The sequence below is a fragment of the Coleofasciculus sp. D1-CHI-01 genome, from assembly GCF_040218875.1.
Lineage (GTDB): Bacteria > Cyanobacteriota > Cyanobacteriia > Cyanobacteriales > Coleofasciculaceae > Coleofasciculus.
This window is the reverse complement of sequence record NZ_JAVJQP010000028.1, coordinates 1-24,680: the sequence shown is the minus strand read 5'-3', so window position 1 is coordinate 24,680 and position 24,680 is coordinate 1. Positions and strand designations below refer to the sequence as shown.

General features: G+C 45.0%; 26 protein-coding genes and 1 pseudogene. 16 read left to right on the top strand and 11 right to left on the bottom strand.

Features of this window, described 5'->3' with window-relative positions; translation table 11 throughout:
- The first annotated feature begins 149 nt into the window (after window positions 1-149).
- From RIB93_RS05375 to RIB93_RS05325, 11 genes are all read left to right on the top strand, one after another.
- Window positions 150-698 carry a hypothetical protein gene (locus RIB93_RS05375; RefSeq protein ID WP_446371023.1) on the top strand — a complete coding sequence of 183 codons (549 nt, stop codon included), beginning with the start codon at window positions 150-152 and terminating at the stop codon, window positions 696-698.
- 249 nt (window positions 699-947) lie between these two features.
- The gene (locus RIB93_RS05370) at window positions 948-1,364 is read left to right on the top strand and encodes a hypothetical protein (RefSeq protein WP_446371021.1); all 417 of its coding nucleotides are present in this window, start codon (window positions 948-950) and stop codon (window positions 1,362-1,364) included.
- Between the two features lie 323 nt (window positions 1,365-1,687).
- Window positions 1,688-2,395 (top strand): TPM domain-containing protein, encoded by a 708-nt coding sequence (locus RIB93_RS05365; protein WP_446371019.1) that lies wholly within the window; start codon window positions 1,688-1,690, stop codon window positions 2,393-2,395.
- Entirely contained in the window at window positions 2,362-3,087 is a 726-nt protein-coding gene (locus tag RIB93_RS05360) for a hypothetical protein (RefSeq protein ID WP_446371017.1), read from the top strand. Before RIB93_RS05365 ends, RIB93_RS05360 begins: the two co-directional genes overlap by 34 nt.
- A gap of 112 nt (window positions 3,088-3,199) precedes the next feature.
- The gene (locus tag RIB93_RS05355) at window positions 3,200-4,945 is read left to right on the top strand and encodes a TPM domain-containing protein (RefSeq protein WP_446371015.1); all 1,746 of its coding nucleotides are present in this window, start codon (window positions 3,200-3,202) and stop codon (window positions 4,943-4,945) included.
- Between the two features lie 88 nt (window positions 4,946-5,033).
- Entirely contained in the window at window positions 5,034-6,719 is a 1,686-nt protein-coding gene (locus RIB93_RS05350) for a TPM domain-containing protein (protein ID WP_446371013.1), read from the top strand.
- Between the two features lie 33 nt (window positions 6,720-6,752).
- Window positions 6,753-7,487 carry a LemA family protein gene (locus RIB93_RS05345; RefSeq protein WP_446371011.1) on the top strand — a complete coding sequence of 245 codons (735 nt, stop codon included), beginning with the start codon at window positions 6,753-6,755 and terminating at the stop codon, window positions 7,485-7,487.
- 417 nt (window positions 7,488-7,904) lie between these two features.
- Complete coding sequence (locus tag RIB93_RS05340) at window positions 7,905-8,954, top strand: M42 family metallopeptidase (protein WP_446371009.1); 1,050 nt, start codon at window positions 7,905-7,907, stop codon at window positions 8,952-8,954.
- A 205-nt stretch (window positions 8,955-9,159) separates the two neighbouring features.
- Window positions 9,160-9,375 (top strand): hypothetical protein, encoded by a 216-nt coding sequence (locus RIB93_RS05335; protein ID WP_446371007.1) that lies wholly within the window; start codon window positions 9,160-9,162, stop codon window positions 9,373-9,375.
- A gap of 997 nt (window positions 9,376-10,372) precedes the next feature.
- Window positions 10,373-10,777, top strand: coding sequence for a DUF6464 family protein (locus RIB93_RS05330; RefSeq protein WP_446371005.1), 405 nt, complete (start codon window positions 10,373-10,375; stop codon window positions 10,775-10,777).
- A gap of 117 nt (window positions 10,778-10,894) precedes the next feature.
- Window positions 10,895-11,032, top strand: coding sequence for a hypothetical protein (locus tag RIB93_RS05325; protein ID WP_446371003.1), 138 nt, complete (start codon window positions 10,895-10,897; stop codon window positions 11,030-11,032).
- On the opposite strand, the gene RIB93_RS05320 is transcribed toward RIB93_RS05325, so the two are convergent.
- The 5 genes and pseudogenes from RIB93_RS05320 to RIB93_RS05300 all read right to left on the bottom strand — a co-directional run bounded on the left by RIB93_RS05320 (window position 11,015) and on the right by RIB93_RS05300 (window position 14,778).
- On the bottom strand, window positions 11,015-11,224 hold the full coding sequence (locus RIB93_RS05320; protein ID WP_446371001.1) for a hypothetical protein: 210 nt from the start codon (window positions 11,222-11,224) through the stop codon (window positions 11,015-11,017). The two genes, RIB93_RS05325 and RIB93_RS05320, sit on opposite strands and share 18 nt — an antisense overlap.
- A gap of 177 nt (window positions 11,225-11,401) precedes the next feature.
- A pseudogene (locus tag RIB93_RS05315) lies at window positions 11,402-11,581 on the bottom strand (hypothetical protein); the annotation flags it as partial.
- Between the two features lie 182 nt (window positions 11,582-11,763).
- On the bottom strand, window positions 11,764-12,897 hold the full coding sequence (locus RIB93_RS05310) for a glycosyltransferase family 4 protein (RefSeq protein WP_446370999.1): 1,134 nt from the start codon (window positions 12,895-12,897) through the stop codon (window positions 11,764-11,766).
- Window positions 12,898-13,142: 245 nt separating this feature from the next.
- Window positions 13,143-13,553, bottom strand: a complete 411-nt coding sequence (locus RIB93_RS05305; protein ID WP_446370997.1) for a hypothetical protein — start codon at window positions 13,551-13,553, stop codon at window positions 13,143-13,145.
- A 73-nt stretch (window positions 13,554-13,626) separates the two neighbouring features.
- On the bottom strand, window positions 13,627-14,778 hold the full coding sequence (locus RIB93_RS05300; protein ID WP_446370995.1) for a UDP-sulfoquinovose synthase: 1,152 nt from the start codon (window positions 14,776-14,778) through the stop codon (window positions 13,627-13,629).
- Window positions 14,779-14,881: 103 nt separating this feature from the next.
- On the opposite strand from RIB93_RS05300, the gene RIB93_RS05295 reads away from it, so the two are divergent.
- Both RIB93_RS05295 and RIB93_RS05290 read left to right on the top strand, forming a co-directional pair.
- Complete coding sequence (locus tag RIB93_RS05295) at window positions 14,882-15,346, top strand: GNAT family N-acetyltransferase (RefSeq protein ID WP_446371142.1); 465 nt, start codon at window positions 14,882-14,884, stop codon at window positions 15,344-15,346.
- Window positions 15,347-15,617: 271 nt separating this feature from the next.
- Entirely contained in the window at window positions 15,618-16,160 is a 543-nt protein-coding gene (locus RIB93_RS05290) for a PEP-CTERM sorting domain-containing protein (protein WP_446370993.1), read from the top strand.
- A 91-nt stretch (window positions 16,161-16,251) separates the two neighbouring features.
- On the opposite strand, the gene RIB93_RS05285 is transcribed toward RIB93_RS05290, so the two are convergent.
- The 6 genes from RIB93_RS05285 to RIB93_RS05260 all read right to left on the bottom strand — a co-directional run bounded on the left by RIB93_RS05285 (window position 16,252) and on the right by RIB93_RS05260 (window position 21,324).
- Window positions 16,252-17,133: an SDR family oxidoreductase gene (locus RIB93_RS05285; RefSeq protein WP_446370991.1), complete on the bottom strand. Its 882-nt coding sequence runs from the start codon at window positions 17,131-17,133 to the stop codon at window positions 16,252-16,254.
- 221 nt (window positions 17,134-17,354) lie between these two features.
- A complete protein-coding gene (locus RIB93_RS05280) occupies window positions 17,355-17,732 on the bottom strand; it encodes a hypothetical protein (RefSeq protein WP_446370989.1) in 378 nt (125 codons plus the stop codon).
- Window positions 17,733-17,831: 99 nt separating this feature from the next.
- Complete coding sequence (locus RIB93_RS05275) at window positions 17,832-18,083, bottom strand: TIGR02450 family Trp-rich protein (protein WP_446370987.1); 252 nt, start codon at window positions 18,081-18,083, stop codon at window positions 17,832-17,834.
- A gap of 188 nt (window positions 18,084-18,271) precedes the next feature.
- The gene (locus RIB93_RS05270; RefSeq protein WP_446370985.1) at window positions 18,272-18,874 is read right to left on the bottom strand and encodes a rhomboid family intramembrane serine protease; all 603 of its coding nucleotides are present in this window, start codon (window positions 18,872-18,874) and stop codon (window positions 18,272-18,274) included.
- A 40-nt stretch (window positions 18,875-18,914) separates the two neighbouring features.
- Window positions 18,915-19,223: a hypothetical protein gene (locus RIB93_RS05265; protein WP_446370983.1), complete on the bottom strand. Its 309-nt coding sequence runs from the start codon at window positions 19,221-19,223 to the stop codon at window positions 18,915-18,917.
- 34 nt (window positions 19,224-19,257) lie between these two features.
- The gene (locus RIB93_RS05260; RefSeq protein ID WP_446370981.1) at window positions 19,258-21,324 is read right to left on the bottom strand and encodes an ATP-binding protein; all 2,067 of its coding nucleotides are present in this window, start codon (window positions 21,322-21,324) and stop codon (window positions 19,258-19,260) included.
- 316 nt (window positions 21,325-21,640) lie between these two features.
- On the opposite strand from RIB93_RS05260, the gene rppA reads away from it, so the two are divergent.
- From rppA to RIB93_RS05245, 3 genes are all read left to right on the top strand, one after another.
- A complete protein-coding gene (gene rppA, locus RIB93_RS05255; RefSeq protein ID WP_446370979.1) occupies window positions 21,641-22,324 on the top strand; it encodes a two-component system response regulator RppA in 684 nt (227 codons plus the stop codon).
- 421 nt (window positions 22,325-22,745) lie between these two features.
- Window positions 22,746-23,477 (top strand): PEP-CTERM sorting domain-containing protein, encoded by a 732-nt coding sequence (locus tag RIB93_RS05250; RefSeq protein ID WP_446370977.1) that lies wholly within the window; start codon window positions 22,746-22,748, stop codon window positions 23,475-23,477.
- 63 nt (window positions 23,478-23,540) lie between these two features.
- Window positions 23,541-24,518 (top strand): Gfo/Idh/MocA family protein, encoded by a 978-nt coding sequence (locus RIB93_RS05245; RefSeq protein WP_446370975.1) that lies wholly within the window; start codon window positions 23,541-23,543, stop codon window positions 24,516-24,518.
- Window positions 24,519-24,680: the final 162 nt, after the last annotated feature.

Sequence of the window (24,680 nt, the reverse complement as noted above, 5' to 3'; positions counted from 1 at the left end):
ATCAAGTTGTAAAGAAATATTACAACAATCAACCTCTCGCATAAAAGCCAAGACTTAATAGCGAGTAAGAGACAGACGACGCAGGTTCAAGAATTTACAGCGTTCTCACATAACCCAATCAACATCAAGTTTTTTCGGAGATTGAAATCATGAAATCTTTTGCCCCTAAACTCAAACAGATACTTTGGACAGTTCCATTTTGCCTCACAGTTTTTTCACCCATTGCGGCACAAGCATTAACAGTTGAAAACGTTACCAAGTCGCAACCCGTGAATAGCGGTTTTGCCACAGAAATGGCAGCGATTGTTAGTAAAGACACCGACAACCAAATCAATCCGATTAATTCCGATTTGCCGACGGCTAAAATGAATACTGAAGTCGCTAGTCATACTACGTCTTTAGAGTCCCAATCTAAGATATATAAATCCTCTGGAGAAGCTTTACTGGCATTACTCGTACTATTAGGTGTGCCAACGGTCGTGATTTTTCTAGTCGCCAATAGTAATGGCAGTTCTTCGAGTCGTCGTTCCTCGCGTCGCCGTTCTTCAAGTAGTAGTTACACAGGCGGCGGTTACACGGGCGGTGATTACGGTGGCGGTGACTATGGTGGCGGTGGCTACAGTGGTGGTGGCGATTCCGGTGGTGGTAGTTTTGGTGGCGGAGACAGTGGCGGTGGTGGCGCTGGCGGTGATTTCTAAGCAGCCTCCCTTGAGTGCGATCGCTCCTTATTGATAATCCGAAACACCCGTAGCCTGGACTGTAGGGGCGACCCGCTTGCATTAATTAAATACTCCATTCCATTCAATTAGGTTGGGTCGCCCTCTACTCAAATTTGTTGTCATTACAATCTGAACAAAACGACATCGACATTTGCATCAACATCCAGACTCGAAACCTCTCCAGTTTTCAATCAATAGCCAGCAGGTCATAGTTTATTAGAGGTTATCATGGACAACATACAGAGTGAAATTAGTCCGATTAACTTTTCCCAGACGCCTAAATTTGATCGCATCATCGCGACTAATTCCCAGTCTTCGATCCAAGTATCTCAGGCTAATATATCCACCTGGATAGGATTGATAGTGTTATTGTTACTCGTGGGACTACCAATTGTCATAATTTACCAGTCTACACGTCAATCAAGGGGTAAGCGTTCCCACAGTCGTTTTCGCAAGAATAGTAACCGTTCTTCTTCGAGTGGCAGTAGTGACTGGCAAAATGATAGTAGCTGGGATAACAGTAGTTCTAGCAGTGCTATTTGGTATAGCAGTAGTGATGATTGCAGTAGCAGTAGCGATAGTAGCAGTAGTAGCGATTTTGGCGGGGGTGATAGTGACGGCGGCGGTGCAGGTGGAGATTGGTAATCGTTATGAAGTTTTTCAAATTTTAGATACAAATGCTTCATTCTTAGTAGCGATTTGCCGACAAAGCCTTATTATTTACTTGGATTTTGGACAACGTTAGATTACTTGGAGTTTATTCCCTGTACGGCAAGATCTCAAATGACTCAGATTTGGCATTGTTGTCGTCAGTCTATGAATAAATTTGACAACAATTGATATCTTGCATAAAAAGCAGGACTTAACTCCGAGTAAGAAATAGCTAAACCAAGTGACAATGTTGAAAGTTTTATCGTCAAACTCAAACAGCGTCAGGTTTTTAGCAATTTTTATCGGAGATTGAATTTATGAAATGCTTTGCAGGTCAAATCAAACAGGTTATTTGGATAATTCCATTCTGTATAACTGTTTTCTCACCTCTTTCTGTCCACGCCTTAACCATTGAAGAGGTTCCCAATCCACAGCAGGTGAATGGCACTTGGGTAACGGATATGGCAGAAATTCTCAGTGAGGATACCGAAAATAAACTGAATCAAATAATTTCTGAATTAGAAACTGAAAATGGCACAGAAATTGCGGTGGTGACTGTACTTGAGACATCTGCAGCCGCATCACCTAAAGCCTTTACCACTGAATTATTTAATCACTGGGGAATTGGTAAAGCTGATGAGGACAACGGTGTACTGTTTTTGATTTCCACGGGTGATCGCCGCGTCGAGATTGAAACTGGATACGGTATTGAACCAATTTTACCCGATGCTCAGGTTGGCAAGATTATCGAAGCTCAAATTACTCCGTTCTTTAAGCAAGGAAACTTTGACGCAGGGACATTAGCCGGAACCCAAGCATTGGTTGTGCAATTAGGCGGTGCAGTTAATCCGATACCAGCTAACCCTCAAAAACAATCCATTACTCCAGAGTCAACCGAATTGCCAACACCTCAAACGAATACTGACCCAATTCGTCGCAATCCTTCACCGTCTGTTCAGCCATCAAATTCGGATACATCGTCTGGAGTCAATTGGTTAAAACTCGCAAGCTTGAAACCATACTGAAAGAACCCACTTGGAACCAAGAGGGTGAACAAGTAGTGCATAAAGATTGTCACTGTTGTGATTACCAGGAACAAGTTAAAGAAGCGATTCCCGGCTTAACGCCACCAGCCAATGCTATCTTCCTCAAACCCAATGAGCGATCGCGAGTGTCCCGAAGTTTGAGTTCTGACTTCAACCAACCCAAACATTGTACCGATTGTCAATATCCCATGCGACTAATAGGTAATAATGATTGGCAATCCCACCTCACTCGTCCCCAAAAAGTGGCACAAACGATAGGCAGTATCCAATTGAAGGGTTGGCAATGTCCGAATTGTCTGGGTATTCACATTCGCACTTATGTGGCGGTTTCCAGTAAGTTTTATCAATGTCCTCACTGTCAAGAATTAACAGTAACTCGTACTAAAAAGATGGTGAAGCAAGCAACAACAAATAGCACGGGTAAATGGCTGATTATTAGCGATTGTCACTGCTGTGATTATCACCAAGAGAAAGCAGAAACAATCCCACGTTTACGCCCTGTTTATAGCAGCACTTCTTCGAGTAGTCGTTCTTCGAGTAGTAGCTACAGTGGTAGTTATGGCAGTTACAGTGGCAGCACAGGTTCCAGTGGGAGTAGTGGTAGCAGTGGTTCCAGTGGTAGCTTCGGTGGTGGTTCTAGTGGTGGTGGCGGTTGCGGTGGTGATTTCTAAAGGGAATGAATACCGCAGCGATTTTGACGGGGGTGATAGTGACGGCGGCGGTGCAGGTGGAGATTGGTAATCGTGATTAAGTTTCTCACATTTCTTATTGAATATTAGAAAGATGAAACAGTTTCTACTTAAAATTAAACCAATTATTTTGGGAGTTTTATTCTGTCTAACGCTTCTCTTTCCTCTTTCTGCCCAAGCCTTAACCGTTGAAGAGGTTCCTAATCCTCAGCAGCTAAATGGTACTTGGGTAACGGATATGGCAGATATTCTCAGTCAGGATACTGAAAGCAAACTCAATCAGATAATTTCCCAGTTAGAAGCGAAAAATGGCACAGAAATTGCGGTGGTGACTTTACCTGAAACCTCTCCGTTGCCATCACCTAAAGCTTTCACCACTAAGTTGTTCAATCACTGGGGAATTGGTAAAGCTGATCAGGACAACGGGGTACTGTTTTTGATTTCCACGGGTGATCGCCGCGTCGAGATTGAAACCGGATATGGTATTGAAGCCATTTTACCCGATGCTCAGGTTGCCAAAATTATCAACACTAAAATTACTCCGCCGTTTAAGCAAGGTGACTTTGACGAAGGAACATTAGCTGGAACCCAAGCATTAGTTGTGCAGTTGGGAGGTGAAATAAATTCGACAAATTCTGTACTAAGCGCTGAATCAACTTCTCCTTCTCAAACCCCTCAAGCCCATACTGACTCGACTAGCCACAATACTCGATATTCGGTTGAAAACAAATCCTCTTTAATCAGTTGGTTAGTTATCGTATGTGTCCTATTATTGTTGTCTAGTTTGCCAATTATTCTACTCATAGCGACTAGAAACCATTCGGGAATAAAGCGTCGAATATTGGTAAAACCGGAAGGAAAAACCCGCACTCAAGCACGTCTCCATCGCGATCGCTCTTTACACTGTGCCGATTGTCAGCAGCAATTGGAACGACTTGATGCGATCGCACTAGACTCTAAGCTCACTCAACCGGAAAAAGTGGCGCAAGACATCGGTAGTATTCGATTTAAAGGTTGGCAATGTCCTCGGTGTCATCCTCAGTTAACTGGGCTTGGTGTGCATATTTTTGCTTATGTCTCCGACTCATCAGACTTTGACAAATGTCCCACTTGTCAGGAATTAACTGTCACTCGCAAGATTGAAAAGGTGCTGAGAGTACCTACTTGGAATCAAAAGGGTGAACAATTGGTTGATAAAGAGTGTCACTGTTGTGATTACCAGGAACAAGTTAAAGAAGCGATTCCCGGCTTAACGCCATCAGCCAATGCTATCTTCCTCAAACCCAATGCGCGATCGCGAGTATCCCAAAACTTGAATTCCGACTTCAACCACCGACCTATGCATTGTGCTGACTGTAAATATCCCATGCAACTCATCGGTACTGACGATTTGCAATCCCACCTCACTCGTCCTCAAAAAGTGGCAGAAACGATAGGTAGTATTCAACTGAAGGGTTGGCAATGTCCGAATTGTCTGGGTGTTCACATTCGCACTTATGTAGAAAATTACAAGAATTTTTATAAATGTATTTCCTGTCAAGAATTGACGATAACTCGTACTAAAAATATGGTGACGCGAGCAACAACAAATAGTATGGGTAAATGTCTGATTATTAGCGATTGTCAATGTTGTGATTATCACCAAGAGCAAACAGAAACAATTCCATGTTTGCCGACTCCTCCTAGCAGGCGTTCAAGAGATAGCCATTCTTCTAGTAGTAGCTACAGTGGCAGTTATGGCAATTACAGTGGCAGCACATGTTCCAGCGGTAGCAGCGGTTCTAGTGGTAGCTTTGGCGGTGGTTCTAGTGACGGCGGTGGTGCTGGAGGGAGTTGGTAAATCAGACAGTGGCTCGATTTCCACGGACATCCTTTAAGACTCTTTTTTATGATGTATTTTACCTTGTGTTTAATTGGAGAATTAAACCATGAAAGTTTCCAAACTGCAACGCCTAATTGTGGCAAGTCTATTTTGTCTAGCGCTTTGCCTATTTCCTTATTTGAGTTATGCCTTAACTGTACAGGATGTTCCCAATCCGCAACAAGTTAATGGCACTTGGGTGACGGATATGGCAAATATCCTTAGTGATTCTACAGAAACTCAACTTAATCAAATGATTTCTGAGTTAGAAGCACAAAAGGGGATAGAAGTCGCCGTAGTTACTGTGCCAGAAACAGCACCATTGGCTTCGCCAAAAGCATTTACAACAGAGTTATTTAATTATTGGGGAATTGGCAAAATCGGTGAAGATAATGGTGTACTATTTTTGGTGTCAGTTGGCGATCGTCGCGTTGAAATTGAAACGGGTTATGGAGTTGAGCCAATTTTACCGGATGCTCAGGTTGGACAGATTATTGAAGATAAGATTACACCCCGATTCAAACAAGGTGACTTTGATGGTGGTGTATTAGCGGGAACGAAAGCGCTAGTGAAGATTTTACAAGATAAAAACACTCATTCTTTTTCAGCCAATCCTACTGATATATCCCTAGCTGAGATATCTCTAAGTGCTACTCATCGTGGCAGGATTGCGTTAATGGGTGTGGTCGGTATACTATTGTCCTGGATAGGATACCGTCAGTTCAAGAAAATCAGTAATCCAATTTATCTTACACCAACAGGGCGATCGCGAGTACAACAAGGATATACACCTGAACGTAAAGCTTATATTTTCGCTTATCTGGTCACGTTTTCTGCTACTTTTGCTCTGGTACTATTTTCTGTTGCGATTACCCCTCTAGCAAATATTGGAGTCTTAATTGGAATAATTGTCACCTCTTTAGCTATTGGATGTAAGCTATTAAAACTGGCAATTAAGAAGCTTCACTCGCGCTACAAGACTACTAATCGATCAACAATCATTATCTTCATTATATTCGCAATAGTAACAGGTTTCTGGTCGGTTATTCTAGGGGGTCTGATTTTAATTCCTTTTATTTTTCTTTTCCTTGTGTTTTTTGTCCAGAGTATTATAGGTTATTTAATGGGATACTTATTTGGACAAGTGGGGGTTATTATCAGTTCAGCATTAATTTCAGGAGCAATTATTGCTATTCCTCTTTCTCCCCGATTCATGGAACGATACTATTCTGATCCGTCTTTGCGGTGTAACTCTTGTCATTTGTCCTTGAGAAAAGTCAAGTCAACTTTAGTTGCATCTCAGCTCACCAAACCTGAGAAAGTTGCTCAAGAGTTGGGTAGTGTTAGATTTGAAGGTTGGCACTGTCGTCACTGTAGCAAAAAAATGCTTTTACGGTTAATTCACATCCGGGCTTATGTTTTAGATTCTCAATCTTATCAAAAATGTCCTCACTGTCAAGAATTAACCGTAACTCGTAGAGAAGCAATGATGCCATATAGCTTAAGTCAACGCTTCATTATTGACGAGTGCAAATGTTGTGATTATTCCCAAGAAAAGGCAATAATAATCCGTTCAAGTCGTAGTTCTAGTGGCAGTTCAAGTAGTAGCCGTTCTTCCAGTAGTAGCTACAGTGGCAGTTATGGTAGTTACAGTGGCAGCACAGGTTCCAGTGGGAGTAGTGGTAGCAGTGGTTCCAGTGGTAGCTTCGGTGGTGGTTCTAGTGGTGGTGGTGGTGCTGGAGGGAGTTGGTAATTTCTTTAAATTCCATGAAAAGGAAGTAAAACAATGAATAATTTAGATAAGAGAATTCCTGAGTCAATGACGTCAGAGGTTTTAGAATTAGCCTCTCGCAATTATGCGAATCATAGCCAAGCTTACTCCGCCTCCGAACTCATACAAGCGGGTACAGAAGCCCAGATTCCAGGAGAGTTTATTCAACAGGCAATTCAAGAGGTGCGATCGCGGCAAAATCGGCGTCAAAAACAACGCCAAATTCTAGCGACAATTGGTGCAAGTATTCTGGCTGTTAGTGCGATTTGGAGTATCGGGACATATAACTCATTTTCCCGCCATGCTTCTGTGGTTCAGGCTAAATGGGCGCAAGTGGAAAATCAACTTCAACGGCGGGCTGATTTGATTCCTAATTTAGTTCGAGTCACTCAAGCTTACAGCGAACACGAAAAAGAAATTGTGTCTTTGTTGCAGCAATCTCGTCAGGCTTATTTACAAGCGGATACCCCAGAGAAAAAAGCGGCGGCTGTCGAAGAAGTGAATGAAGCAATTAACCGTTTCCAAGACTATGCTGCCAATAACTCTCAGTTACAATCGAGTCAATTATTTACGAACCTTCAGTATGAAATAACCGGGACAGAAAATCGCCTTGCGGTAGAACGGATGCGTTATAATCAGGCGGTACAACAGTACAATCAAACGATTCGGCAATTTCCTAACTCGGTTTTGGCACAGGGGTTAGGGTTTGAGGCGCAATCCTTTTTCCAGGCGACAACCACTGAACCTTAACCAGGACGATTCTCACGCCTAATCTGATTCGTCTGATAAGTTAGGGGATAGGAAGGGCGGGTTTTGCCTGTTCAATTATCACACGCTAGAAAGATTAATCCCTAAACCCGCCCCTACAGGGATGGGAATTTTGTGTCTGGTATCAATAACGTCTCTTGCTTTAAATGTTGAATTATTTGTTATTGCCGATATAGAACGAGTATGTTATCGTGTTGGTTGATTTGAGCTGAATAGCACTGACGTAAGCGTTTTATGAATCGATGTAATACATCCATAGATTTATAGTCAGCGCTGAGGTGTTTATGGCGCTAAAGCGCAACTACAAGCGCAACTACAAGCGCAACTACAAGCGCAACTACGAATGAAGCTAGCTTAGATCAGTAGTATTCGCCTTTATTGCGTGACTTTATCGCATTCATGCCGTCCTCAAATTACGACCATTTATTTAATACTATTGAAGAGTTAGTGCTGCATCATTCTCCTAGTGGTGCAGAACGGGAAATTGATCAACTTCTGATCAGTCGATTGCAAGGCTTAGGCGTTGAATCGTGGCAGGATCGAGCTGGGAATATTATTGCTAAAATTCCGGGTCAAACCTCTGAGCGATCGATTGCGATTACCGCTCATAAAGATGAAATTGGCGGTATTGTTAAATCGATAGACGAACTGGGACGAGTACAAGTCCGCAAACTCGGCGGCTCATTTCCTTGGGTGTATGGGGAAGGAGTTGTCGATTTATTGGGTGATAATCAAACCTTGAGTGGCATTCTTTCGTTTGGATCACGTCATGTTTCCCATGAATCGCCCCAAAAAGCTCAACAAGAAACCGCTCCCCTACGTTGGGAAGAGGCTTGGGTGGAAACGAAATGTACTCTGGCTGAACTTGTCGCCGCTGGGGTGCGCCCCGGAACGCGCATGGTTGTGGGTAAACACCGCAAGCGACCCATACGCCTCAAGGATTACATTGCCAGTTATACTTTGGATAATAAAGCGTCTGTGGCGATTCTGTTGAGCCTCGCAGAACAGGTGAAAACTCCGGTTGTAGATACCTATTTAGTGGCGTCGGCGAAGGAAGAAGTTGGCGCAATTGGCGCGTTGTATTTTAGCCAAAATCACTCGCTTGATGCTTTAATCGCCCTAGAAATCTGCCCTCTTTCCTCAGAATACCCAATTGAAGATGGGGAAGCACCTGTGCTGTTGTCTCAGGATGGCTACGGGATTTACGATGAGGGACTCAACTGGGAACTGCGACAGGCGGCGAATGGGATTGGTGTTCCTTTACAGCTTGCCACAATTAGTGGGTTTGGCAGCGATGCGTCTATTGCCATGAAGTTGGGTCATGTTGCCCGCGCCGCCTGCTTGAGTTTCCCGACACAAAACACCCATGGCTATGAGGTGGCTCATTTGGGTGCGATCGCCAACTGCATTTCTCTACTTGACACGTACTGCCAGACTCCGTTCACCTGAGTATCACAAAACGGCGACGGATAACAACTCCCTTTATTAAGATACAGTTAAGGAAAAAATGCGACAGTGAAGATTGTGTAAATATAGGTAGTATAGGCTTTTGGGAAGCAATTCGTTCAGTATACTAGATAAAAAGCGAAGGACTTAACCAGCCGTTAGCGCTGAAAAAACAATTCTTGAAGGTAAGTTTCTCATGTTGCATATCATGCTAGTTAGCTCAGTTAGTCTTTACTTAGTCGTAGCGGTGCGCTTGTTAAACAAGTGGTTTACCTGTTTAAAAGAAGATAATACGTTATCGGAAGACGATAGACTGAGCTGTGGAGTTTGTTTCGTTGTGGCTACAATTACTTGGCCCCTATCTGTACCCTATTCCTATCTAAGATTATTGGAAGGTCAAAATACTATTCCCCAAGACTCCTGATTAAGTTGAATCGGCTTAAAGAAAAGAGACGTGGCAAATAGGAAGTCGTAGAAAATAACTATCAACTAAACCGAAAGGAATCGAATCAAGCCGCCACGTAGCAACTTGTCAATAATCTAACTCTGTACCTTCTTTTTCTGTCCATTCTAAAAGAGTGAAGTCACACTATTGTCGGGGCGGATTGACGCGCTCCAGAGAGTTTGTAACCGATAACCAATCCACAAAACCTGTCCTTGATCGAATTTCACCCAACCGAATATGAGTAATGGCGCTTCTCTGGGCTAAGGGAGCTGCGTAAAAATAAAGTACCAGTGAGGAAAGCTGTATTCATCAACTCAGCCAAGCTTGATTGGTATATTATTAAGCCGCAAGTCCCTAAGTAGAAATAAAGCGATTAATGATAACAGAGAGGGGCAAGGGGCAATACCCTCCCTCGATTTTACCTATTACCAGAACTGCTAGCTTGAGCGAATAAATCAGATAGCGCACCAGGTATAAGTCTCACTGAAATTTTCATCGAAAATCTGGGTTGGTGAGGGGACGAATGGAATCCTCTGTCATTTATGTATGGGGAGGAAACAAGTCCCCTTACATAGACAGCAGTCCGACAGAACCTCCGATTGACGTTTTGACTTCGCGGCAATTAAGTCTGTCGCAATTCAGCGTCAAAACCGAGCGTGTTACCAAGCGAAGTCGAGGTAAGCCGAGGTGTTGAAAACTGAAACCCCTACCGCCTTGGATTTACTGAGTTTCCTGACCGTTGCATTGAATCAACACTTTTATCCAATATGAACTATCCTAACCATTTGAGGGATATGGGTCAGACCCCACACCCCAGGGGAGGCGTGGGGGAGTTGGGGGAGATGGGGAGATGGGGAGATGGGAAGATGGGGGAGTCAACAAAGGATGAATGACAAATGACGAATGACGAATGACGAATGACAACAATGATTGCGATACCATCCAAGTGTAGTCATCATCACACCTATCACTCACTATGGAGCCAGATTCTCTTCCCGCAGAGCTAATCCTGACGCAATCGCGTCAGAGTCTGGGTAATATCCGATTAGATTGGACTCCCCAGCCGGGTAATTATCTTGACTATAACGGTCAAACCTATGCTGTTTTAGAGCGTCGCCATCGCTATCTTCTAAAATCTGGGCGTTATCGTTTACATAAAATTGCCCTATACGTCCAATCGGCTTCACGTCCGACGGAGAAAAGTTTGGTTGATGGGCGCTGGGTGCTGGGCGATGCGAGTTGTGAATATAATGCGAATTCTGAACTTGTGCGTTGTGCGGTTAATCCAGAGGGTCCTTGTCAGTCTTGCCGTTACTACGAACCTATCCAATCCAACCTGACTGACTCTGAAATTCCCTATCGAAAAAGTCGCCAAAGCTAGATTGTATAGCGCTACGCGCTAGGCAATAGGCAATGGGCAATAGTGAATAAAAACGCTTACTCATCAAGGGATTGAAGGATTTGAATTTTTCTTCATTTGTCCTAACTAGAGTGCGTAGTGCTATACAACTCCCGCCGCGATATTCACGCCTGCGAAGTGTGGCGGGAGAAGGTAGAGACGTTTCGCCGAAACGTCTATCAATTGATTGTGATTGTCGGAACTGATTTTCCGGCTATTTTAAGCTTGATTGCTTGAATCGATAAAAAATGGGGGAGTGGGTAGATCATTGGCGATCGCCAATACCTGAAGCGCAACTTTTACTTTGACCATGTTAGCGTCGTTTTCAGCGTTTCCTTCTGGTGGATTCTTGAGAAACTCTTTCAGTACCTTAGCCGCCTCTAAGCCAGCTTCATGTAGAGCATCATCAAATTCTCGTTCTGCTGCCATGACTTTCTCCTCGAATTTGGTCTGATGCTTTCATTGTAGAAGGCGATCGCTTAAGCGAATAGGTTTGATGCAGAACCTGAGTAGGGGCGCAAGGCTTGCGCCCCTACCTACATTGATCAGCTACAATCTCACCTGCTCCCAGACGTAGCATGCTACGTCTCTACAAGCTTCTCCGCATTAAGCGCCACCCCGTAATTTGTCGAGGACGCTACGATCTTCTAAGGTCGAAGTATCGCCTGTTACCTCTTGACCCGCAGCGAGCGATCGCAACAACCGCCGCATGATTTTACCCGATCGCGTTTTGGGTAATCCTTCGGTGAATTTGATTTCACCGGGACGCGCTAAGGCTCCAATATCTTAACGCTGAGGAAAGGGCGACCCGAGCAACTTGAATGGAATGGAATTGTTAATTAATGCAAGCGGGTCGCCCCTACAACAGTTTAGGGATCATTGATATTGATGGGGTAGGGGTACGATATTATCGTGCCCTAATGAATATCGTGCCCTAATGAATATCGTGCCCTAATGAATATCCTAAATTAAGCCACAGGTAAGAGCGATCGCGCTGATACGACGCCCTGATAATACTGTTGTAACTGACGGGTTGCGGCTGACCAACTCCAGCGTTCCGCTTCCGCCCTAGCGTTTTGGCGTAAGGTTTCCCGTTCGGTTTGTTCCTGAAACAGACGTTGAGTCGCCGCGATCGCGCCTTGTTCATCCCTGGGGTCAAACAGATAGCCATTCACCCCATCGGTGACAATATCGGGAATCCCACCTGAACGCGCCGCAACAACTGGACACCCCGCCGCCATTGCTTCGAGTAGCACTAATCCCAAGGTTTCGGTACGGGAGGGGAAAATAAACGCATCCGCTGACGCAAAGGCAGATCCTAACGGTTCACCCGTCAGATACCCGACAAAATGGGTAGGAGTTCCGGCAAAATGTTTTTCTAGGGCGCTGCGATGGGGTCCATCGCCCACTAATGCCAAACGCGCACCGGGAATGGATTCCAGAACGGGTTTAATCCGGTCAATTTCCTTTTCCGCCGACAACCGCCCCACATACAGCAGCAAGGGACTTTCCGGGTGTCCTTGAGACAAGTGCGATCGCATGTCCTCAGACGCCAAACTGGGACGAAATGTCTCTGTATCCACCCCCCGTTGCCACAAATCCAATCGTTCAATCCCTCGCCCTCTCAATTCCTCAACCATCGCCGTCGAGGTACATAAATTAAGCTGGGCTTGGTTGTGATTTGCCTTAATTAATTCCCACATCACCGGTTCTAACATCCCTAACCCATAATGCTGAAGATACTGGGGTAAATGAGTATGATAGGACGCGATTAAAGGAATTTGCATCGCTTTAGCATAATAGAGTCCTCCTAACCCTAATACCGCCGGATTCACCACATGAATTACATCCGGCTTAAATTCAGCTAACGCCATACCAATCGCGGGTCGAGGTAATGCCAGTTTCAGTTCGGGATATAAAGGTAATGGAAAAGCGGAAACGCCATAAATTTTGGCACCTTTGTGTTCTGTGAGTCCACCATCTGGACAGATTACCAGAACCTGGTCACCATTGCGTTGTAAATGATCAACCGTGTGCCGCAGTCGCGTGACAATTCCATCAACTTTGGGCAAAAAGGTTTCAGTGAATAAGGCAATTCGCATGATCGTGTGACTGTGTGCGGAGTGGTATTGCAAACGGTAGAAGGCAGGAGGCAGAAGGTAGGAGGGTTGTTACTGGATATAGGGTCTCAGCCATTATATCTGTCCTAACCTCAATGGCACTAAAATCAACGTTTTTGGATCGCCGAAATCCTTATATACCGTAGGGTGGGTTGAGCGAAGTCGAAACCCACCAGCCAAAATTTCAGTACTATTCATCCTCACCTTGATGGCGACAGTTAGAACAACTAAGGATCTTCAGCGTTTTTTGGCGGTAAGGTACAGAGTCCATGAATACCAATGGCGGCGATAATTCCCCCTAGTAAAACGCCCACACCTTCAGCAAAACAGTTAATTCGATGTCTATTTTCTGCGGCTTGGGCAATGGATAAATCCCGCATTGTTGAGGACGGAGATTGAGACAACTTCTGGTAATAAGCATGGTGACGCTCTAATTCTACCCATTCTGGCACAAGATAATAAGCACTGATAGCAGAGACAGCGAAACCGGGTAAGACTACAAACACGAGCAGAATTGCCGATTTTATCATTGTGATGACAAGCTCTCGGAACATACAGCAGATGATTGAAACCATCGGTTCAGTGATCAGTGTGAACTGTTCTAGACTGAGCTGGGTTGAAAAAATAGGAACATCCATCACCGGAACCCCCATTTTTCTTGATATTTTATATCTTCCCTACCCCTGAATCCTGAACCGATGGTCGAGAGAGTTAGCGCCGCCAAGACACCTTAGGTAAGATTTGTTTTTCATCTACACGGTGCTTGTACTTGCTGGCAAAGTTGAGTAAGGAATCAATCAGGGAATCCGATAGGTAATGGGGTTGGAGTCCTAAACTTAATAGGCAAGTATTTTTGGCGTAGAAATAGTGCTGTTCTAACTCAACTCGTGGGTTATCCAGGTGCTTAATATCCACATCGATATCCAAATGGGTTCCAGCATTTTTCACCATCACGGCTAAGTCGCCCACACTGAACATTTCCGTGAACTGGTTAAATACGCGGAATTGACCCGGATCAGCCGGATTCGCGATCGCCAGTTCGACACAACGCACGGTATCCCGAATATCTAAGAAGCCCCGGGTTTGTCCCCCTTTACCGTATACCGTTAAGGGATGACCCACCGCCGCCTGGATACAGAAACGGTTTAAGGCAGTACCGAAAACGCCATCGTAGTCGAGGCGGTTAATCAGCATCTCATCCATTCCGGTTTCTTCGGTTAAGACACCGTAGACGACGCCCTGATTCAAATCCGTTGCCCTTAGTCCCCAAATCTTGCAAGCAAAGTGGATATTATGGCTATCGTGGACTTTGCTGAGGTGGTAGAAGCTACCGGGTTGTTTGGGATAGGGTAAGGTATCTTTGCGCCCATTATGTTCGATGGTGATATAGCCTTCTTCGATATCGATATTCGGCGTGCCATATTCACCCATCGTCCCCAGTTTGACCAAATGGCAATCAGGGAAGTCTTGTCGCATGGCGTAGAGAATATTTAATGTCCCTACGACATTATTCACCTGAGTCAGTACCGCATGTTCGCGATCAATCATCGAGAATGGGGCAGATCGTTGTTCGCCAAAGTGAACAATTGCCTCCGGTTCAAACTGATGCAAGGATTTAATCAGGAAATCGTAGTCGGTAATATCCCCGACGAACAAGTCAATGGATTTACCCGTCAGATCCTGCCAACGCTGGATACGTTGTTGAATCGGTGCAATTGGCGTCAGGGTTTCTACACCCAGTTTCATATCCCAGTGACGGCGCACCAGGTTATCCATAATCCCGACGTCGTATCCTTTTTTGGATAGATGCAGGGCGGTTGCCCACCCACAATAACCATCGCCACCAATAACCAAGACTTTCATAGTCAATCCATAAATTTGAAGAGCCGATACTCGGTAAATGTATCAGGTTTCGGGTACTCTCGAACCATTAAAATCAGCGATCGCACCCAATAAATCATCCTATATGCATACGAGTCAGCCTTCTCTACCCGCCAACTGTACCCTCCGACGCGCCGATTCTGGGGATCGGGGCGCGATTTTCCGATTGGTACTGGGGGCAAAACTTGATCCGACGCAGTTACGATGGCAACAGTTCTGGGTGATTGAATGTCAGGGACAGGTGGTAGCATGTGGGCAGTTACGCCAGTTTGCTGACGCCCAGGAGTTAGGGAGTTTAGTTGTCGCCCCAGAGTGGCGCGATCGCGGTTTGGGAACCCTGCTGACGCAGCATCTGATTAGCCAAGCCAGCCACCCCCTTTATCTGGAATGCTTGGGGACGCGCTTAGCCCAGTTCTACAGGCGCTTTGGCTTTGTCCCAGTTTCCTGGCAAGAGTTGCCGCGATCGCTTAAATTTAAGTTCGGCTTATCTCACTTCGCTAAGATTATCTTGCGAATTCCCGTAGAAATTATGACTTTATCCTCTCACTGAATAAATACCTAGACACCCAATCATACATCCTGTTTCTGGCATATAATTGCTAGTTTTAGTTATAGCTATAAAATGTAACGTGCAATACAAAATCTGTGTATTGTTAAAATTATCACTTAACTTATATAAAGCATAAAGAATAATCAATGAGATTGACTTGACAAAGACAAATAAGTATAGTTTTATAAATACTTCTAAAGATAGAGGAAACATTCCTTTATTAGTCATTTAATTGTCACAGTTGTTTCACTTACTACAGGGTTTCCAATTTATGAAATTTAGCTACTCACCGTGGCTGGCTGCATTCACAGTTGCTACCACTGCCGCTACCGTAACGATGGTCAATGTATCCCCGGCTACAGCCGCTTCAATGAAATATGATCTACGAATCAATGGTATAGACGTTGTATCACCAGCACTGGGGGGTTCAACAACAATAAACAACGTAGATATAGGTGACTTCACCACCAACGATTCAATGGATGCAATTGAGTCGGTTGCTCTAAACTTGGGAAATATCCAATTTGTTCAAGGGGAATTTGTTACCAATGGTTCCCAAACCGATATGCTGTTCAGCACGTCTTCTCAGAGTCTCACTCTATTTGACATACTGCCACTTCCGCAAGAAATTGGTGGCATGGTAACTGGAGGAGCAACTTTGATCAATGGAGACTTCAGTGATTCTGTTTCCTACAAAATAACTAAACTTCCTTCTGTTCCTGAACCCCTGACAATCCTTGGTTCAGCCGCCGCATTAGGCTTTGGAGTTGGACTCAAGCAAGAGCATTCGAGAAAGAAGAATAAGGTAAACTAATCATCCTAATGTAATTTCTGGGTTTTATAGGGTGCATCGTCGGGGGTGCAAGGTTTGCTCCCCTACAGTCTATTGAAAATAAATTAGATACTTAGAATTTCTTGTTTCCCCACAATGCCTCTAATTCTTCTCGCAAGGATAGAGGATTATATCCTAACGCAAACGCCTTGGAACTATCCAAGGAAACATCTGGAGGTCTTGGCGCAGGCATTTCTACATCAGCTTGGTGACAAGTGTCTAATCCAGTCTTGGGTAATCGTAACACATCAACCAGGAGACGACCAAATTCATAGCGTGATATCCGCTCTTTTCCGCCCAGATGCAGATATCCTTGAACCTGCTCCAGGGCTAACAATAAGCCTTTCGCTGCGGTGGTTCCACTCACAGGTGTGCGAAATTCATCAATAAATAACCTTAACTCTTTTCCTGCTCGTAACGTTTCAATAAATGGCTGGATAAAGCTGTTCGCCGTTGGTGTAGCCTGACCAAACATTAAAGGCATTCGACAAATTGCTGTCCGAGGATAACGGGTCAACATCAGAGTCTCAGCCCTAACTTTTTGCTCGCCATAATAACTAATTGGTGAAACCGGATCAGTTTCCCGATAGGGTGGATTTAAACCATTAAATACCAGGTCAGTAGATGTAAATATGCAAGGAATGCCATAATCCGCACAAAGTCCCGCGATATCCCCAGAGGCTGTAACATTTATTGTCTCCGTTTCCTGGGGATGTACCTGACAAAAATTAGGATTCGATTGAGCCGCCGTATGAATAACCGCGTCAGGTTTAATAGTTTGGAAAATCTGCTTAACTTCCTGAAAATGAGTTAAATCAACTTTTAGTATGTTTATATCTGAACTATTGACAGATTTAGAAAGGCAAGTTCCATAGACATTCCATTCTCGTTTTGACAACTGGCAAGTATGCCAACCCAAAAATCCACTAACACCTGTAATTAATAACCTTTTCATGTGATTATATTGACTTATTTATACATCTTAGCCTTGTAAATAAGGGCGGGTTTTGTTGTTCAGCTATTGGTAACCAGCAAGGGCGGGTTTTGTTGTTCAGCTATTGGTAACAAGCTAGTTTTAGTGGCTAAACCCGCCCCTACAGTGGCTAAACCCGCCCCTACAATTAGAGCCTTAGACTACGCTCATTTTTCCTTTAGATATTCAAACGTAACCTCCCATCAGTTTGACTCACAGGTTAGTACTTCATTAACAGGGGCAAATCCTTCGGGGTCATCATACCCAACTAACTCAGAATAGTAATTTTTGTTTTGCAGGAGAATAACCCGCGCTGTGTCCAAGGGAGTATCATGAAACGTGAGTTCCCGTTTCGTTGTCAGAGTAACATTTTCATCAACATTTGAGGGGAACTGTTCATAAGTAACAATCGTACTTCCCTCGTCTTCTGTAATGGTAATATATGACCTCATTCCCAAAGGATTAGGTTTTCCAGAATCAGGATTATACTGGCAAATTCTACCACTGGTAGAAGCAGCACAACTCAACGGAAAAATGATGAAAGCTAAAGCAATAATTAACTTTGACGAATGATTTTTCATAAGACCTTACCTGAGCAACACTATTTTTATAGGATCGGGATATTTATATCCTATTGAGTATTCATTGAACGGTTTTTTTCCTCCAGCCAACCCCTCACTTTATAATTCATCCTCTTCCATTTCCTTCATTTCTTGTAAAGACTGCCACCCCGGTTGCCAGAGATCGCGATATTTAAGCTGTTTAGCATTCAGCCAAAAGCGAACAGTCGGGTCACAGGATGCCACCATTTCGGCAAAAACCCATTGACCCTGATTTTTGCGATTGACAACTTGAAAATGTCGCCAACCCCAGGTTTGTTGTGTGGCTGTCCATTTAGAACCAACCAAATAAGGAAATTTTTGTTTTGCCATTAATAATTGGGAACATATTGACCCTTTACAACCTTCGAGGGCGGTGTGTAGGGGCGGGTTTCACTATTATCGTTTCTTACTTAACCCAAAGGTAACTAAACCCGCCCCGATCAAGTGTTGAATTAATTCCCCCATCTCCCTCATCTTCCAGACGCGCCATGGCGCGTCTCTACATGCTTCCCCATTCCTCATCCCTTACGCTGAGATAACAGGCGTGCAGCAATAATTCCACCAATAAACCCAAATAAATGTCCTTCCCAGGATACACCAGGAACCGTTGGTAAAATCCCCCAAATTGCGCCTCCATAGAGAAATCCGACGAGAAGGGAAAGTAAAATCGAGGGAATATTGCGTTGAAAATAGCCACGCAATAGCAGAAAACCCAGATAGCCAAAAACTAGACCGCTAGCGCCAATGTGAACACCGGGAGAACCAATCAGCCAAACCCCTAAACCACTAACAACCATCGTGATGGCGGTGACAATAAAAAAGTCGCTGGTTTCTTGTAACATGACAAACCAGCCGAGGGTGAGAAAGGGAACCGTATTAGCAATCAGGTGAGGTAAACCACCATGGAGAAATGGGGCAAATAGAATACCCCTTAACCCAATAATTGTTCGGGGTAAGATACCATAACTGTCGAGTGCGCCTTGGAAAATAACTAAATCAATGAGTTCCAAACCCCACATCGCCGCGACGAGTCCGCCTAAAATGGTAGCCTGGGTTTTGACTTCACGGGCAAGGGTTTGGGTTTCCTGGTGGACAAGTTTTCGGGTTTCCCGGTTACTCATGGCTTGACCTTCTGGGATAGATTGTTGAGTATTAATGGTTCTAGGCTAGCAATTTCCTGTGACATCCTCCGATAGCAATCCTAGGGAAGGGCGGGTTTTGTTGTTCCGTTATCGGTGGGGAGGGCGGGTTTTGTTGTTCCGTTATTGGTGGGGAGGGCGGGTTTTGTTGTTCCGTTATTGGTGGGGAGGGCGGGTTTTGTTGTTCCGTTATTGGTGGATATCTGAATTGATTCCCTAAACCCGCCCCTACAATTGTCCCTAAACCCGCCCCTACAATTGTCCCTAAACCCGCCCCTACAATTGTCCCTAAACCCGCCCCTACATAAAATTGGCAGACATGCCATGACACGTCTCTACATGAATTGTGACAATCCCTAAACCTCTTATTTAACCCATCCCCTGATTTCCACATCGGTTAAAGGTCGCTCTAGTTTCACATATTCGCTCTTAGTGGCTTGCAAAATATGTTTCATCTGCACGGCTTCCCCAGCATCTGCCGCTAGAAACGCTGCATTCATGGCAATACTGCGAATATTACCCCCTGCCACATTCAATTTTGCCAATTTCCGATAATCGAGCTTTTCGGTTGGTGTCTGTTTCGGAAAGATCCGTTTCCAAATTTCTTGGCGTTGCTCCGCGTTGGGGAAAGGAAATTGAGCAATAAAGCGAATCCGGCGCAGAAAGGCTTGGTCTAAGGCACTTTTAATATTGCTGGTTAAAATCGCCAACCCTCGATAGGATTCCATGCGCTGCAACAGATAACTGACCTCAATGTTGGCATGGCGATCATGAGAGTCTTTGACTTCAGAACGCTTACCAAATAATGCGTCTGCTTCATCGAATAACAGGATTGATCCGCCTCCTTCTGCGGCATCAAAAACCCGGCGTAAGTTCTTCTCAGTTTCTCCAATATATTTACTAATAACGGAACTGAGGTCGATCCGATAAACATCTAATCGTAACTCTTTGCCGATCACCTCGGCTGCCATGGTTTTCCCGGTTCCACTGGCACCAGCAAATAAAGCGCTAATTCCCAGCCCCCGGCGACTTTTTCCAGCAAATCCCCAACTTTCATAGACCTTCATCCGGTGGCGCACATGGGTGACAATTTCTGCCAAGACAGTGCGTTCTCTGTCCGGCAAAATTAAATCGTCCCAAGTGGCGGCTGTGTCAATTCGTTGGGCTAATTCTTCCATGCGGGGACGGGCTTGAATACAGCAAACGTCCCACAATTTAGTGGTAAAGGGTGGAAGGGCAGATGGGTTGTAGCTTTCTTCGTCTATAGGTTGTATAGGTTGTTCATCTTCTTCGGGCGTCTCACTATCCATTCCTTTGATGGTTAAGCAAGCGGTATGAATATTGGGGGCGCTGAGGTTAAATGTAGAGACTAATAGATTGATTGAAGGCTCAAGTTTTGCGGCTTTATCGGCTAAAGCGTTTTGCCAAATTAAACGCTGCTCATCACTGGTGGGATGATGGACATCAATGGTAATAATTGGGCGCTGGCGTTGGCGGCGTCGATCGCGACTGGTGACAATTAAGGGTGTGTTCAGGCTTTCGAGGAAACGGGCGATCGCGCTTTCTCTGGCTGGATCATTGGTTTCGAGATGATCACAGTTGAGCATTAGAACCGTGCTACTTAATGCCCATTCCCGTTCATAGAGAGTCTTAACGATATTCAGTTGACTGGTATTTGTGGGTAAAGATTCAGCAGAAAGGGCATGGAGATTAATCCCTAGATGATCGCATACGGCTCGTGCGATCGCCCGTTTACTGGTAACATCTTCTCCACATAGCTGCACCACCGGAAATGTACCCTCGCCCACCTGTAACCAGGTTGTAGCAATTTGTTGCACACTTTGCTGATGAGAGGATACCAAAATACCCGGTAAAGGCATCGGTTCCTCCATACTCGCCAAGCGCTCATCGATATATTGCACGCCGCGCAGGTAATGCAAAATCCGCTCATCAATCCGTAGCGAACTACTGGTTAATGTAAACCCTTCACCCACGTCAATTAACCGCCAGTGGCGCAACGGTGCATCAGGCGTCAGCGCTCCCCAATGTCCATGGGGTAATATATTCAACGCTAGAGCAAATGTGGGATAATTCATTTGTTCATTACTCTGAGCGATGCCGCAGAGCAACCCCCAAGAGGCTTCAAATTCCATCCCCGCACATAACAGCAGTAAATCTCGCTCAAATGAGGATAGCCCAAACATTTGGCAAAGCTGATCTAACAAGGGAGGCGGTGAAAGCGATGTGTCGGGTTGATGGTAGGAACCATTTCCATTGGGATAGAAGCCATTAGTTAAGGTGAGAGAGATCCCTGTCATAATTTGATCACTCTTGCGTTCCAAGGCTTGACGCACTCGCGCAATCTCTCCCATCAAATACTGCTGATTGGCTTCTAGCCAGCCTTCGGTTACATTGAGCCGGGACACAGACATTGGCATCTTTAAGCGCAGCAATATCCACCATGATATAGTGTATCGCTGGAAAAGTTGTCGGTTGGGAGAGCAGAGGTGCTGGGGGAGCTGGGGAAGCTGGGGAAGCTGGGGGAGCTGGGGAAGCTGGGGAAGCTGGGGAAGCTGGGGAAGCTGGGGAAGCTGGGGAAGCTGGGGGAGCTGGGGAAGCTGGGGAAGCTGGGGAAGTTAACTCAAAACTCTACCTTACCTTGTTCCCTATTCCCTATTCCCTATTCCCTATTCCCTATTCCCTATTCCCTGTTATTCCTGACGAATGACAAATGACGAATGACAAATAATGCGTATTCTGTTGGTTGATGATGAAGTTGAACTCACCGATCCTTTAAGCCGAGTCCTGAAACGCGAGGGATACGAGGTTGATGTGGCGTATGAGGGACAGTCGGGACGCCAGTTAGCCATGCAAAGCGACTATGACTTACTTATACTAGATTGGATGTTACCGCATCAGTCGGGGTTAGAGCTTTGTCAACAGTTGCGATCGCAAGGGAAAACGACGCCGGTTCTCTTCCTTACGGCTAAAGACACCCTTGATGATCGGGTGATGGGATTGGATGCAGGGGCGGATGATTATTTAGTTAAACCCTTTGAATTGCGAGAATTACTGGCTCGGGTTCGCGCCTTGCTGCGGCGTTCAATGGCGACGGAAACCAATGCGCCTGTTCGGTTGCGTGTCGCTTCTTTAGAACTGGATGTGGACAATCAACTCGCCTATCGCAATGGACGATTAATTGAACTCTCAGAAAAAGAAACTCAGCTTCTGGACTATTTTATGCGTCATTCGGGTCAACTGTTGACTCATAGGGAAATTTATCAGCAGTTGTGGCAGGATGAAGAACAACCTAGTAGTAATGTCTTAGCGGCTTTAGTGCGCTTGTTACGCCGAAAAATAGAGGCTCCTGGTGAAGCCCCATTGATTCACACGGTATACGGGAAGGGATATCGTTTGGGCGAGGGGAGTTAAGTTGAATGGTATTGACTGGTATGTTGGTGGGCAATGCCCACCCTACGCTATATCAAGAGTTTCGGCGAGCCAAAAATGCACGCTTTTCAGTGCCATTAGAGTTAAGTTCAACCGCAAGAAACTACTTAGATATCAACTCTCCTAATGCTTTTTTTTCCCAACAGCCTCTATTGGGTTGATTCTGGGATATTCAGCTAACATCTGTCTAGCTAATTGAGAATAACTATAGACAATGCTCCAGTTTTTCCTTATTGGCTGGCATGAAAATGCGACCCTACTTAAAAAATATTGACAATTTTTGTTGACTTAACATAACTATGGATTTTGCGCTAGGATTTGGATCTTACTTCATCAACACTTCACAGAAATTCTCTCTTGAGAGAATTATACTGTTAGGTAAGTACATATACGGGGTGTAACTATGAATAGCATCTACTCAAAATTTTCGTTCCGAACGGCTGGAGTTGCTTTAGGCGTTGGTTTAGCCACTGTGGGTCTGTCTCTCGTTTCGGGTGTTGCCAGTGCCGCTACAGTCACGAGTCTACCTGACTTTACCGATGACCAGTTCGATGGGTTAATTGATAGTGGGGAATTTACCGAAGTCTTCGTGGCGGAAGGGCGAATTGGTAATAACAGTTTGAACCCTGCTGAGCGAGAGTTAGGGATTAATGATAAAGCTGGGACTCCTGTGCAATCCGCTCAGTTTGTCTGGGGGAATGGTACAGTCTATGATTTCACACTGGAGTATACTGGCTCAACAGTCAACTATAACGTTGGTGGAACACTACTAAGCAGCCAAGCTTTTAGCGATCCAATTGATACGATATATATTCGTACCAAAGAAACAGCCAACAGCAATGTACGGCTTAATATTGATAGTTTGAATACCTTTTCTGCTCCAAGTGATGACGATAGTGACGATGTAGACTATGTGTTGGTTGAAGATATCTCAGCACCGTTTACGCTGACGGGTACAGTCAGCTTCGATTGGACTGGAGATCAACCGACTCGCTCTAACCTTGCGTATCAAATCAAAGTAGGCACTAGCGAACCAGTTCCCGAACCCTTGACTATCCTCGGTTCAGGTGTCGCTCTCGGATTTGGTGCTTTGTTGAAAAAAGAGTCTTCGAGAAAGCAAAATAAGGTAAAATAACCAGAAAGCTATTGGTTTATAGTCGCTGAATAGGGGGATTTTGAAGCGAGGACTCATTCACAAATGATTGATCAACTGCCCATTAGGGCTGGTATCGTCGGGACTGGATACGCTGCCAACCAGCGGGCGCAAACCTTACAGGCGGATGCGCGATCGCAGCTTGTGGTTGTCAGTGGGCATACCCCCGAAACGGTGCAAGACTTTGTACAACGTCACCAAACTAGCGCTGTCGAGTCTTGGCAACAAGTGGTAGCACATCCGGATGTGGATTTAGTCTTTGTTTGTACAATTAATCGCGATCATGGGGCGATTGTCAGGGCGGCTTTAACCGCAGGGAAGCATGTTGTTGTCGAATATCCGATTTCCCTTGATCCGACAGAAGCCGAATCCCTAATTGCCCTTGCTCAAGCTCAACGCAAACTCCTACATGTGGAACATATTGAGCTATTAGGCGGCTTACATCAAGCCTTACAGCAATCATTACCAGAGATTGGCACTCCTTTTTATACCCGATATGTCACAATTGTGCCGAAACATCCAGCACCGCAGCGTTGGACATACCATCGGGACTTATTTGGCTTTCCCTTTAAAGCCGCATTACCCCACATCCATCGATTTACTAATTTATTTGGCAACGTCGCAACCGTTAGCTGTAATGCTCAGTTTTGGCAGCACTCAAACTATTATAGTGCCTGTCTATGTACGGCTCAATTACAGTTTGCCAAAGGTTTAATTGCCCACGTCACCTATGGTAAAGGAGACGTATTTTGGCAGAGGTTGCGGACGTTTGAAGTCCACGGTGATCGAGGTACGTTGGTATTTGAGAGCGATCAAGGTAAATTAATTCGCGGTGAGGAAGAACAACCCATCACTGTAGCAGGGCGTCGCGGTTTATTTGTTCAAGATACGCAAATGGTATTGGATCATCTGGTGGATGGAAAGTCTCTGTATGTGTCGAGTGAAGCCAGTTTATATGCGCTTCAGGTTGGAGACGCTGCTTGCCAATCAGCCCAAACCAATCAAATGATTGTGTTGAAATAGGTGCTTATGGGGTTAGGGACAAGAGCCACTCGGTCAGGGCGGGTTTTGAATAAAGTTGATCATCAATGGCAATAATGAAAGTCCTAAACCCGCCCCTACTGGGGAAACACATATCTAAAACGCTCACACTCGGTCAGGGCGGGTTTTGAATAAACTTGATCA